The sequence below is a fragment of the Pseudomonas sp. PDNC002 genome (assembly GCF_016919445.1).
GTDB lineage: Bacteria > Pseudomonadota > Gammaproteobacteria > Pseudomonadales > Pseudomonadaceae > Pseudomonas.
The window spans coordinates 3,275,564-3,288,147 of record NZ_CP070356.1; the positions used below are offsets into that span (position 1 = coordinate 3,275,564).

The 12,584-nt window shown below is 65.5% G+C and carries 10 protein-coding genes; 5 read left to right on the plus strand and 5 right to left on the minus strand.

Annotated elements, in window-relative coordinates; translation table 11 throughout:
* Positions 1-340 precede the first annotated feature (340 nt).
* Positions 341-1,378 (minus strand): patatin-like phospholipase family protein, encoded by a 1,038-nt coding sequence (locus JVX91_RS15130; protein WP_205335025.1) that lies wholly within the window; start codon positions 1,376-1,378, stop codon positions 341-343.
* Between the two features lie 107 nt (positions 1,379-1,485).
* Here JVX91_RS15130 and selD point away from each other — a divergent pair, with 107 nt between their 5' ends.
* Both selD and mnmH read left to right on the plus strand, forming a co-directional pair.
* Positions 1,486-2,520: a selenide, water dikinase SelD gene (gene selD / locus JVX91_RS15135; protein WP_205335026.1), complete on the plus strand. Its 1,035-nt coding sequence runs from the start codon at positions 1,486-1,488 to the stop codon at positions 2,518-2,520.
* Positions 2,520-3,620 carry a tRNA 2-selenouridine(34) synthase MnmH gene (mnmH, locus tag JVX91_RS15140; RefSeq protein WP_205335027.1) on the plus strand — a complete coding sequence of 367 codons (1,101 nt, stop codon included), beginning with the start codon at positions 2,520-2,522 and terminating at the stop codon, positions 3,618-3,620. Before selD ends, mnmH begins: the two co-directional genes overlap by 1 nt.
* A 1,334-nt stretch (positions 3,621-4,954) precedes the next feature.
* Here the strand turns inward: mnmH and JVX91_RS15145 are convergent.
* Positions 4,955-5,302 carry a GFA family protein gene (locus JVX91_RS15145; protein ID WP_205335028.1) on the minus strand — a complete coding sequence of 116 codons (348 nt, stop codon included), beginning with the start codon at positions 5,300-5,302 and terminating at the stop codon, positions 4,955-4,957.
* 150 nt (positions 5,303-5,452) lie between these two features.
* Here JVX91_RS15145 and JVX91_RS15150 point away from each other — a divergent pair, with 150 nt between their 5' ends.
* Positions 5,453-5,731 carry a hypothetical protein gene (locus tag JVX91_RS15150; protein WP_138525195.1) on the plus strand — a complete coding sequence of 93 codons (279 nt, stop codon included), beginning with the start codon at positions 5,453-5,455 and terminating at the stop codon, positions 5,729-5,731.
* 78 nt (positions 5,732-5,809) lie between these two features.
* A complete protein-coding gene (locus tag JVX91_RS15155) occupies positions 5,810-6,418 on the plus strand; it encodes a flavin reductase family protein (protein WP_205335029.1) in 609 nt (202 codons plus the stop codon).
* A gap of 14 nt (positions 6,419-6,432) precedes the next feature.
* Here JVX91_RS15155 and JVX91_RS15160 read toward each other — a convergent pair whose 3' ends face one another.
* On the minus strand, positions 6,433-6,807 hold the full coding sequence (locus JVX91_RS15160) for a hypothetical protein (protein WP_205335030.1): 375 nt from the start codon (positions 6,805-6,807) through the stop codon (positions 6,433-6,435).
* 273 nt (positions 6,808-7,080) lie between these two features.
* Between JVX91_RS15160 and JVX91_RS15165 the strand changes: the two genes are divergently transcribed.
* A complete protein-coding gene (locus JVX91_RS15165) occupies positions 7,081-9,036 on the plus strand; it encodes a methyl-accepting chemotaxis protein (RefSeq protein WP_205335031.1) in 1,956 nt (651 codons plus the stop codon).
* Here the strand turns inward: JVX91_RS15165 and JVX91_RS15170 are convergent.
* Positions 9,004-10,752, minus strand: coding sequence for a SulP family inorganic anion transporter (locus JVX91_RS15170; RefSeq protein ID WP_205335032.1), 1,749 nt, complete (start codon positions 10,750-10,752; stop codon positions 9,004-9,006). The two genes, JVX91_RS15165 and JVX91_RS15170, sit on opposite strands and share 33 nt — an antisense overlap.
* 709 nt (positions 10,753-11,461) lie before the next feature.
* Positions 11,462-12,466 (minus strand): NADP-dependent oxidoreductase, encoded by a 1,005-nt coding sequence (locus tag JVX91_RS15175; protein WP_205335033.1) that lies wholly within the window; start codon positions 12,464-12,466, stop codon positions 11,462-11,464.
* Between the last annotated feature and the right edge of the window lie 118 nt (positions 12,467-12,584).

The window sequence follows — 12,584 nt, forward strand, 5'->3', positions numbered from 1 at the left end:
GCAAACGTCGGATAGCCGCCCTCCCAAAAGGAACCAAAAAGGCTTGCTCCGGACATCCGGTTTTTCGCTTAGGCGAAAAATTCCCTCGTTGAGTCGAAGTTTCAGGGGCCCGAACTAGGCGTCCCCCCCACGACGGGCCATCCCTGGCCCATCGTGGCTCTCGCGACATCCATGTCGCTCAAGCCCTGAAACTCCAATTCAACGAGGCCTCCTGAACGGGGCGGGCTGGAGCGTGCTGAGGTTGCTCTGGAAGTCTTCAAAATCCAGAGCCAGAGCGGCGCAGGCCGGGTCTCTGTAGGAGCGAGCTTGCTCGCGAACCGCACGGCACCAGATCAACCGATCAATACGGATTCTCCGCCTCATACCGATCCAGCGTATCGCTGGCGATCTGCCGGCCGAGGGCGATGAGCTCCGGCGCCTTGTAGAACTCGAAGAAACGGCACACACGCTTGGGCACGTTGATCAGGATGTCCGGCGGGTAGCCGGCGATCTTGTACTGCGCGAGCGACGTCTGCATCACCTCGAAGCTCTGGTTCACCAGTTCGAGCAAGGAGGCCGGGCTGCTGCTGTCGATCACGTGGCTGCCGGTGGCCGAACGGGGCGAGCCCTTGGTCTGGGGCGCGGCGGCGGGTTGCTGCATCTCCGGTTCGGCAGGCTCCTCCGAGGCGGCCGGGACCGGGTGGAGCAGGGCGTCGGCGATCAGCTCCGGTGGGGATTCGCTTTCCCCACGACGGAAGAAGCTCAGCTTGTTGGACAGGCCGGTGATCACCGCGTCGAAGCGGCCTTTCAGCGCCGCCGGCCGTTCGATCACCGGCAGCGAATACTGGCGCTGGTTGGTGGCGTTGAGGTTGACCGCGACGATCAGGTCGGCGTGGGTCGAGACCACCGGGACGATCGGCAGCGGGTTGAGCAGGCCGCCATCCACCAGCATGCGGCTACCCTGCATGACCGGGGTGAACAGGCTGGGAATCGCCGCGGAGGCGCGCATCGCCTGGTGCAGGCAGCCCTCCTGGAACCAGATTTCCTGCTGGTTGGTGAGGTCGGTGGCGACCGCGGTGTAGGGGATCGGCAAGTCCTCGATGTTGATCTCGCCGAGCAGTTCGTGAATCTTGCCGAATACCCGCTCGCCGCGAATGGCGCCGAGGCGGAAGCTGACATCGAGCAGGCGCAAGACGTCGAGATAATCGAGACTTTCCACCCAGTCGCGGTATTCGCGCAGTTTGCCGGCCGCGTAGATGCCGCCGATCACCGATCCCATCGAGCAGCCGGCGATGCAGACGATCTCATAGCCGCGCCGTTCGATTTCTTCGATTACGCCAATGTGCGCATAACCGCGGGCTCCGCCGGAACCAAGCACCAGCGCAATCTGTTTTGACATAGGGCAACTCCCCGTTACGAACCTGTCGACGATACGCTGGACGCAACGGTCGAGCCAAGCCGGCCTTTGCTAGAATCCGGCTCTGATTTCCCCTGCCGGAGCCCGAGATGAGCGAACCGATCCGCCTGACCCAGTACAGCCATGGTGCCGGTTGCGGCTGCAAGATTTCCCCCAAGGTGCTGGAGGTGATCCTCGCCGGCAGCGGCGCGCAGAACCTCGACCCGAAGCTGTGGGTCGGCAACGCCTCCCGTGATGATGCCGCTGTTTATGCTATCGACGCCGAACGCGGCGTAGTCTCCACCACCGACTTCTTCATGCCGATCGTCGACGATCCCTTCGATTTCGGCCGCATCGCCGCCACCAATGCCATCAGCGACATCTACGCCATGGGCGGCGATCCGCTGATGGCCATCGCCATCCTCGGCTGGCCGGTGAACGTGCTGGCGCCGGAAATCGCCCGCGAGGTGATCGCCGGCGGCCGCAAGGTCTGCGACGAAGCCGGCATCCCGCTGGCCGGCGGGCATTCCATTGACGCGCCCGAGCCGATCTTCGGCCTGGCCGTCACCGGGATCGTCGAGAAGCGCTTCATGAAGCGTAATGACACCGCCACCGAAGGCTGCACGCTGTATCTCACCAAACCGCTGGGCATCGGCATCCTTACCACCGCCGAGAAGAAGGCCAAGCTGCGCGCCGAGGACGTGGGCGTCGCCCGCGACTGGATGTGCACCCTGAACAAGCCCGGCGCGCGCTTCGGCAAGCTGGCCGGGGTGAAGGCGATGACCGACGTCACCGGCTTCGGGTTGCTCGGCCATCTGGTGGAAATGGCCGACGGCAGCGGGCTGACCGCCCGCGTCCGCTTCGATGCCGTACCGCGCCTGGGCAGTGTCGAACATTATCTGGAAGCCGGCTGCGTGCCCGGCGGCACCCTGCGTAACTTCGACAGCTACGGCGAACGCATTGCACCGTTGCCCGAACTGCGCAAGTTGCTGCTGTGCGATCCGCAAACCAGCGGCGGACTGCTGGTGGCGGTCGCCCCGGAAGGCCAGGCTGAATTCCTCGCAACTGCCAAGGAACTGGGGCTGGACCTGGCGCCCATCGGCGAACTGGTGGGCCGACAGCGTCACGCGGTCGAGGTGGAGTGATGCGCGACAACACCCGCCACTACCGCGATCTGTTTCTCGACGACGTGCCGATGATGGATGTGCGCGCCCCGGTCGAGCATGGCAAGGGCGCCTTTCCCCACACCGTGAACCTGCCGCTGATGAACGACATCGAGCGGCAGAAGGTCGGCACCTGCTACAAGCAGAACGGCCAGCAGGCCGCCATCGCCCTGGGCCACGAGCTGGTCTGCGGCGAACTCAAGGACGCACGCATCGAAGCCTGGGCGAACTTCGCCAAGGCCAACCCCGAGGGTTACCTGTACTGCTTCCGCGGCGGGCTGCGGTCGCAGATCACCCAGCAGTGGCTGAAGAGCGAAGCCGGTATCGAGTACCCGCGCGTGGTCGGCGGCTACAAGGCGATGCGCGGCTTCCTATTCGACACCACCCTCGCCGCTGTCGAGGAGTGCCAGTTCGTGCTGGTGGGCGGCCTGACCGGGACCGGCAAGACCGAGGTCATCGCCCAACTGGCCAACAGCCTGGACCTGGAAGGCCACGCCAACCATCGCGGCTCCGCCTTCGGCCGCCGCGCCACGCCGCAGCCGGCGCAGATCGATTTCGAGAACCGCCTGGCCATCGACATCCTGAAGAAGCGTCACGCCGGCATGGAGCAGTTCGTGCTGGAGGATGAAGGTCGCATCGTCGGTAGCTGCTCGGTACCGCTGGAGCTGTACCAGGGCATGCAGCAGTACCCGTTGGTGTGGCTGGAAGACAGCTTCGAGCGGCGCGTGGAGCGCATCCTCCAGGATTACGTGGTGAACCTGTGCGCCGACCATGTGCAAGTGGTGGGTGAGGAGGGCGGTTTCGACGCTTTTGCCGCGTACCTGCGCAAGAGCCTGTCGGGCATCGTCAAGCGCCTGGGTGGCGAGCGTTACCAGCGGTTGGCGGCGATCATGGATGCGGCCCTGGAAGAGCAGAAACGCAGTGGCGCGGTGGAGTTGCATCGCGGATGGATCGAAGGGCTGCTGGGGGAGTATTACGACCCGATGTATGCCTTCCAGCGCGAGAGCAAAGGCGAGCGCGTGGAGTTCCGTGGGACGCAGGACGAGGTGGTGGAGTACCTGAGGTTCCGCGCCGAGCGCTGAGTGCGCCGCTCCGCGCAGAAGAGAGCGTGCTCGCGAACCGAGGGGCAGATTCGCTTTGGCTTTTGTAGGAGCGGGGCTTCTCCGCGATTCGCATGCCGCGGGCGGTTTGCCTGGCGCATCGGATGTGCGCTCCTGTGTGGGCGCATTCCGCCGGAGTTTCCCGGTGGGCCCGTCTCCATCCGCGTTGGATTTCGCGGACAAGGTCCGCTCCTACGGGGTGGGTTCTGCGTGGTTTTTGTAGGAGCGGAGCTTCTCCGCGATCCGCCGGCCGCAGGCGGTTTGCCTGGCGCGGCGGATGTGCGCTCCTGGGTGGGCGCATTCCGCCGGAGTTTCCCGGTGGGCCCGTCTCCATCCGCGTTGGATTTCGCGGACAAGGTCCGCTCCTACGGGGTGGGTTCGGTGTGGCTTTTGTAGGAGCGGAGCTTCTCCGCGATCCGCACGCCGCGGGCGGTTTGCCTGGCGCGGCGGATGTGCGCTCCTGTGTGGGCGCATTCCGCCGGGGTTTCCAGGTGGACCCGTCTCCATCCGCGTTGGATTTCGCGGACAAGGTCCGCTCCTACGGGGTGGGTTCGGTTTGGCTTTTGTAGGAGCGGAGCTTCTCCGCGATCTGCAGGCCGCGGGCGGTTTGCCTGGCGCGGCGGATGTGCGCTCCTGTGTGGGCGCATTCCGTCGGGGTTTCCCGGTGGGCCCGTCTCCATCCGCGTTGGATTTCGCGGACAAGGTCCGCTCCTACGGGGTGGGGTCTGCGTGGCTTTTGTAGGAGCGGAGCTTCTCCGCGATTCGCAGGCCGCGGGTCGTTTGCCTGGCGCGGCGGATGTGCGCTCCTGGGTGGGCGCATTCCGTCGGGGTTTCCAGGTGGACCCGTCTCCATCCGCGTTGGATTTCGCGGACAAGGTCCGCTCCTACGGGGTGATTCTGCGTGGCTTTTGTAGGAGCGGAGCTTCTCCGCGATCCGCAGGCCGCGGGTCGTTTGCCTGGCGCATCGGATGTGCGCTTCTGGGTGGGCGCATTCTGTCGGGGTTTCCCGGTGGGCCTGTCTCTATCCGTGCTGGATTTCGCGGACAAGGTCCGCTCCTACGGGGTGGTTCTGCGTGGCTTTTGTAGGAGCGGAGCTTCTCCGCGATCCGCCGGCCGCGGGCGGTTTGCCTGGCGCGGCGGATGTGCGCTCCTGGGTGGGCGCATTCTGTCGGGGTTTCCCGGTGGGCCTGTCTCTATCCGTGCTGGATTTCGCGGACAAGGTCCGCTCCTACGGGGTGGTTCTGCGTGGCTTTTGTAGGAGCGGAGCTTCTCCGCGATCCGCCGGCAGGGCCGGCGGCGCCGGGTAGAGGCCGGGCTCACCGGCTCTTGCCGTCGTACTCCTTCACCGTCAGCTCCGACAATTCCACGCCAGGCAGGCAGCGTACGTTGATCGCCGCCATCGGCGTGCCGTCCGGCGCGCTGGCGTAGGCCAACGGTGCGCAACCGCAGGTGGGGCAGAAGCGGTGCTCGATGCGGTGGGTGTTGAACGTATAGCTGCTCATCGCACTCTCAGGAGTCGTCATCCTCAGCTTGCCGCGTGGCACGAACCAGAGCAGCGAGCCCTTGCGCCGGCAGATCGAGCAGTTGCATGACACGACTTCACCGACATCCCCTTCCACTTCGAACGCGACCTGCCCGCAATGACAACTGCCCTGATGCACCATGATCCTTCTCCTGTCGGGATGTCCCGTGGGGAAACAGTGTAGTAGTCGCTTGAACGCCATCCGTCCGATGGCATACTGCGGCGCCGTCCGGCAGGCCGCTGCGCCGCGTTCTAAGCTGGATTCACCACGAATATCTCCAGGAGTTTCGTCATGCCGCGCATTCCCCTGATCATCGCCCTGGTGCTGGCCGTTGCCGGCTGCTCGGGCAAGACCGTCAACCGCGACAGTTGCGCCTCGCAACTGGACGCGGCCTGGCATGAACTGGACCTGGCCAAGGCCGAAGGTTTCGCCGGCACCGTCAGCTACTCCAAGGCCCTGGGCCTGCTGACCGCCGCCAAGACCCAGCAGCAGGTCGAGGCCTACACCGGTTGCTCCGACAAGGCCAGCCGCGCGCGCTTCTACATCAAGGAGTCCCGCGCCGGCCGCTGAGCCTGCCGCGCTGGCGGGCTGCATGAAGTGGCCCGCGTCTTCCCACCGCATCGCTCACCGTTTTGTCCGGATCAGCCCATGCAACTCGACTTCACCCAACTGTCCAAGACCGACGCCTATCGCTGGCTGGCTTCCACCGTCACGCCGCGCCCCATCGCCTGGGTTAGCACCCTGTCCGCGGACGGCCACAGCAACCTCGCGCCGTTCAGCTTCTTCCAGGTCATCAGCGATGCGCCGCCGACGCTGCTGATCAACACCAGCGTGCGCGAAGACGGCAGCGTCAAGGACACCCTGCGCAACGTGCGCGAGACCGGCGAACTGGTGATCCACCTGGTCAGCGCCGCCCAGGCCGAGCACATGAACGCCACCGCCGCCTGGTTGCCCCATGGCGTCAGCGAAATCGAGCACACCGGTATCGCCACCGTGCCCAGCGAGCGCGTGGCGCCGCCGCGCGTAGTGGGGGCGCCGGTGGCCTTCGAGTGTCAGTTGGCGGAAATCATGCCGTACCCGGCGCAGAACCCGTCCAGCATGCTGATCTTCGCCCGCGTGCTGCTGGCGCACATCGACGATGCGGTGATGCAGGACGAGCGCCACATCGACCCAGCGCGGCTCGATCTGGTAGGCCGCCTGGGCGGCACCCAGTACAGCTACACCCGCGACACCTTCAGCATGATCCGCCCCAAGTAACGGCGCGTCCGGCGTCAGGCGAACTCCAGCTCCAGGCCAAGCTGCCAGGGGACGCCGCTGATTCGCGCCACCTCCAGCCGTTCGGCGAGCGTGAACAGTTCGGACAGCAGCTCCTGGCGGCGCGGCAGTTCCAGGGCCTGGCAGTGAATCAGGTCGAATATGCCGCGTACCAGGCACAGGCCGGTGTTCCCCTCGAACCAGCAGTCCAGCCATTCGCCCTTCTGATCGTCGCACGCCAGCGGACAGACGAAGCGGCGAATCGGCAGCAGCCCGTGCTTGAGGAGTAGCGGATCGAGGCGTCGCTGTTCGCCGTACAGCTCCGGCAGCATCAGTTCGGTGGTGAATCCAGCGAGTGGGCGCTGCGAGATCAATTGGTAGAAGGCGTTCATCCGAGCACCTGGAGTCGAAAGACAGGTGTCGGAATTTGCGCGGTCAGGGTGCATGGTCGATGTCGGCTATATCCGAATGTCGATTCGGAAACTTCCTTTTAGTGTTCTGGATACGACCTCCACGTATCTCTGTGCAGCATCACCGTGCCATCGCCGCCGTACCCTCTATCCAGTACCCGATGGCGCTCCTAATGTTCCGCCCAAAAGCAACGATAACGATCAGGAGACCTTAGGGATTTCCTGCGGCGCCTTTTGCGGATGGGGGGAGAAGCCATGGTTGCCTACGTGCAGCGTCGTCTGGCCGACATGGGTACAGCGAAGAAACTGGCCATCGGTTTCGGCCTGGTGCTGTTGCTCACCGCCGTGGTGGCGGTGATCGGCGTGACCTCGTTGCGGGCGATTTCCCAGCGCTTCGACCTGCTCAGCGACATGTCGACCATCAACCGTGAAATGCTCGAGATCCGCCAGAGCGAGAAGGATTTCGTCATCGATGCCAGTGAGGCCTCCGCCAAGCGCCTGCGCGAGCATGCCGGCAATTTGAATGACGCGGTAGCGCGACTGAAGACCCAGCCGGACCAGGCCGCCACCATGGCGCAGGCGGAGCAGGGCATCGCCGATTACCTCGCGGCATTCGACAAATTCGAGAAGTCCAGCAAGAGCCGGCGCCTGTCGCTGGATGCCGCCACCTGGTCGGTGAACGGTGCGTCCAACAGCCTGGACATCCTGCAATCGAGCCTCGCCGATGACGGCGCCTACGAACTCAAGGATTCCCAGGGCCAGAAAGGCGAGGAACTGCTGCAGCAGGCTGCCCAGGTCAGCCAGCTCTATCGCCTGGTGCTGCAGGGCCTGAACGAGGCGCGCTCGCGCATGGAGGCCGGCAGCGAGGCCAAGGCCGAGGGTGGCCGCATCAAGTCCGCCGCCGAGGCGCTGGAGCTGTCCGCCAAGCTGCAGGAAAGCATCACCGACCCGACCTACGTGTCGGTGCTCAAGGACGTCATCACCAACATCAACGCCTTCGTCGAGAAGCTCGATGAGTACACCGCCGCGCTGGAGGAAGAGAAACAGGTCCACGCGCAGATGAACGACCGCGCCGCCCAGGTCATGCAGCAGGTCGACAACGCCTATGCTGCGCAGCGCTCGGCGATGCTGGCGCAGCTGCGCACCAACGCGCTGCTGATCATCGGTTCGGCGGTGCTGGCCCTGCTGGTCGGTGCGCTGGCCTCGCTGCTGATCACCTGGATGATCGTGCGGCCGCTGCGCCAGGTGATCGGCATGGCCCGGCGCATCGCCGAGGGCGACCTGAGCGTGAGCGTCGAGGTGCGGCGCAAGGATGAAGTCGGGCAACTGATGGGCGCTGTCGGCAGCATGGCCGACAGCCTGCGCGGCATCGTCAGCCGGCTCAGCGATGGCGTGGGGCAGATCACCGCCTCGGCGCAGGCGCTGTCCAGCGTCACCGAGCGCACCCAGCACGGGGTTAACAGCCAGAAGGCCGAGACCGACCAGGTCGCCACGGCGATGAACCAGATGGCCGCCACCGTCCACGATGTGGCGCGTAACGCCGAAGAAGCCGCCAGTTCCGCCGAACAGGCCGACGGCAAGGTCGCCAGCGGACAGGACGTGGTGCGCCAGACGCTGGGCCGCATCGAGCAACTGGCCGACGCCGTGCGCGCGGCCACCGAAAGCATCGAGCAGCTCGGCCGCGAGAGCCAGAGCATCGGCAGCGTGCTGGTGGTGATCAAGAACGTCGCCGAACAGACCAACCTGTTGGCGCTCAACGCCGCCATCGAGGCCGCGCGGGCCGGCGAGCAGGGCAGGGGCTTCGCCGTGGTGGCCGACGAGGTGCGGGCGCTGGCGCGACGTACCCAGCAGTCCACCGCCGAAATCGAGACGTTGATCGCCGCCCTGCAGAATGGGGCGACTACCTCCGTTCAACGCATGCAGCGCAGCCACGCGCTGGTGGAAATGACCGTGGGCGACGCGGTGCAGACCGAAGCCGCGCTGGGCACCATCGCCTCGGCGGTGGCGGTGATCCACCAGATGAACCAGCAGATCGCTGCCGCGTCCGAACAGCAGAGCGCGGTGGCCGAGGAGATCAGCCGCAGCGTCACCAGCATCCGGGGCATCGCCGACGAATCGGCGCAGGCCATGGAATCCACCGCCTCGTCCAGCGTCGAGCTGGCGCAGCTCAGCCGCGAGCTACAGGGGCTGGTGGGGCAGTTCCGGCTGTGACGCCGCCGCGGCGCGCTCGGCGGCTTCCTGTTCGTGCTTGCGCTGCAGGTGCCAGCGTCGGTAGGCGTTGACACCTGCGCGCACCGAGCTGAACGCCAGTGGTGGCTTCACCTCGCCGAGCAACTGCGAGCGCTTGAGCAGGGCCAGCGTCTCGCCGGTCACTCGCGCCAGTGACAGGTGAACGCCCTGGGCGTCGAGGGTCTGCTGCACTTCGCGCAGCGTGGTCAGGCCGCTGATGTCCAGGCTGAGGATGCCTTCGGCGTTGAGCAGTACGGCGCGGGCGTTCGGTGTCCGGGCCACGACCTCGAGGATGCGCTGCTTGAAGTAGTCGGCATTGAAGAACAGGACTGGCGCGTCGAAGCGATAGATCACCAGCCCCGGCAAGGTGCGCGCGTTGGGGTACTGCTCGATCTCCACCTGGCCGTCGATGCCGTGCACCCAGCCCATCACCGCGTCGTGCGGGCGGTAGGTGAGGTACAGCAGGCGCAGCAGGGCGAGCATGATGGCGACGAATATTCCCGGCAGCACGCCGACGCTGAGCACGCCCACCGTGGTCAGCACGCACAGGCCGAACTCGAATCGGCTCAGCGCCCAGAAGCCGCGCAGCGCACGGAAGTCGATCAGGCCCCAGCCGGCCATCAGCAACACCGCGCCCAGCGCCGGCATCGGCACCCAGCCCAGCGGTTTGCTGAACAGCAGCAGGACCACGCCGATGACCAGTGCGGCGACCACGCCGACCATCTGGCTCTTGCCGCCGACCATGTCGTTCACCGCGGTGCGTGAGTCTGCGCCGCTGATGACGAAGCCCTGGGAAATCCCCGCGCCGATGTTGGCCATGCCCAGCGCCATGAACTCGTGGTTGGCGTCGATGGTGTAGCCGTGGCGGGCGGCGAAGCTGCGCGCGGTGAGCATCGCGCTGCAGAAACTGACGATGGTGATGCCCATGGCGTCGCGGAACAGGCTGCCGGCTTCCTCGACGCTGGTCTTTGGCCAGGTCAGGTGCGGCAGGCCTTGCGGCACCTCGCCCAGCAGCTTGATACCGTATTGGTCGAGGCCGAACAGGGCGGCGATGACCGAGGCGAACAGCACGCCCACCAGTGCGCCGGGAATCTTCGGGTAGCGGCGAGGCAGCAGGATCATCAACAACAGGGTGCCGACACCCAGTGCCAGGGTTGGCAGATGCGTGTCGGTGAGATTGCGGATCAGCGCGATCAGGCCCCGGACGAAGCCGCTGGTCTCGCTGTGGTAGCCGAGAATCTTGCCGAGTTGGCCGGCGATCAGGCTCAGGCCGATGCCGTTGAGATACCCCACTAGGGTGGGACGCGACAGGAAACTGGCGACGAAGCCGGCGCGGGCGAAACCGGCGGCGATGGACAGGACGCCGACCAGCACCGCGACGATCATCGACAACTGCAGCAGCCGCTCCGGATTACCCGCCGCCAGCGGCGTGATGGCGGCCGCGACCATGGCGGCGGTGGCGGCGTCGGGGCCGACCATCAACTGCCGGGAGCTACCGACGATGGCGTAGATCAGCATCGGCAGGATGCAGGCATACAGCCCGACCTGAGGCGGAAAGCCGATGATCTGCGAATAGGCAATGGCGGTGGGAATCTGCACGGCGGCCACCGACAGGCCCGCCTGCACATCGCGCGGCAGCCAGTCGGAACGGTAGTGCAGCAGGCTGTCCAGACCGGGCAGCCAGCGGGCGAGTGACATCGGGGATCTTCCTTGGAATCGGCCAAGGGAAATATTAGATGGAAAGGCGCTTCAGGGCTTGTCGGAAATCATCGAGTTAGAGGGGGGATGGCATGGTTGGTGTTTCTCGATGGCTTCGACGCTGGGCTTTCCCTCACCCCAACCCTCTCCCAGAGGGAGAGGGGGCGGATCGTGCGGGCTGATGGTGTGGTTTTATCCTGTACCGAACGGTCCCATTCCAGGGCGAGAAGGGCGGGTCGTGCGGGCTGATGGTGTGGTTTCATCCTGCACCGAACGGTCCCACTCCAGAGCGAGAGGGGCGGGTCGTGCGGGCTGATGCTGCGGTTTTATCCTGTACCGAGCGGTCCCATTCCAGAGTGAGAGGGGCGGATCGTGCGGGCTGATGGTGTGGTTTCATCCTGCCCCGAACGGTCCCATTCCAGAGCGCGAAGGGCGGATCGTACCGGCTGATGCCGTGATTTCATCCTGCACCGAACGGTTCCCTCTCCCTCTGGGAGAGGGTTAGGGTGAGGGGCTTTTGATCTTGTAGGAGCGGATTCATCCGCGATCCGGCCGACAGGCCGGCCCGGCCCGCCATTGCGAACGGCATTCCTATGTAAATGCAGAGTGACCGTAGGAGCGCGCTTGCTCGTGAGCACTCTCACCAACGCCGTCGGTGCCGTGCACGCTCGCGAGCAAGCTTGCTCCTACAAAAACAGGGAAAACGGCGTCAGACCTTCAGCACCAGCTTGCCGAAGTTCTCACCGCTGAACAGCTTGGCCAAGGTCTCGGGGAAGGTTTCCAGGCCTTCGACGATGTCCTCCTTCGACTTCAGCTTGCCTTCGGCAATCCAGGTCGCCATGTCTTTGAAGCCTTCCTGGAAGCGATGGGCGTAATCCATCACCACCATGCCTTCCATCCGCGCGCGATTGACCAGCAGCGACAGGTAGTTGGCCGGGCCGCGCACGGCTTCCTTGTTGTTGTACTGGCTGATCGCGCCGCAGATCACCACCCGCGCCTTGGGCGCCAGACGGGCCAGCACGGCGTCGAGGATGTCGCCGCCGACGTTGTCGAAGAACACGTTCACGCCCTTGGGACACTCGCGCTTGAGGCCGGCGTTGACGTCCTCGGCCTTGTAGTCGATGGCGCCGTCGAAGCCCAGTTCGTCCACCAGGTAGCGGCACTTGTCGGCACCGCCGGCGATACCCACCACGCGGCAGCCTTTGATCTTGGCGATCTGCCCGACCACGCTACCCACCGCGCCGGCGGCGCCGGAAACGACCACGGTATCCCCAGCCTGGGGCAGGCCGACATCAAGGAAGCCGAAGTAGGCGGTCATGCCGGTCATGCCCAGCGCGGACAGATACAGCGGCAGCGGCGCGCGCTGGCTGTCCACCTTATAGAAGCCCTTCGGCTCGCCGAGGAAATAATCCTGCACGCCGAGGGCGCCGTTTACCTCGTCACCGACCTTGAAGTCCGGGTGCTGCGAGGCGACCACCTTGCCCACACCCAGGGCGCGCATCACGTCGCCGATGGCCACCGGGGCGATGTAGGACTTGGCGTCGTTCATCCAGCCGCGCATGGCCGGGTCCAGCGACAGGTACTGGTTCTTCACCAGGATCTGCCCCGGGCCGGGCTCGCCGACCGGGGTTTCCACGTAGGCGAAGGTGTCGCGGGTGGCGGCGCCGACCGGGCGCTGGGCGAGCTGGAACTGGCGGTTGATCTGGGCAGACATGGCAGTGGACTCAGTCAGGGGGAAAGCCTAGGTGATAGTCCGCCTGCCGCGTCGGGGCAAGTTCCGTCCGCCGGAGGAATGTTCGTCCATCGGTTCCAGTGATCCGGATTTACAGGAA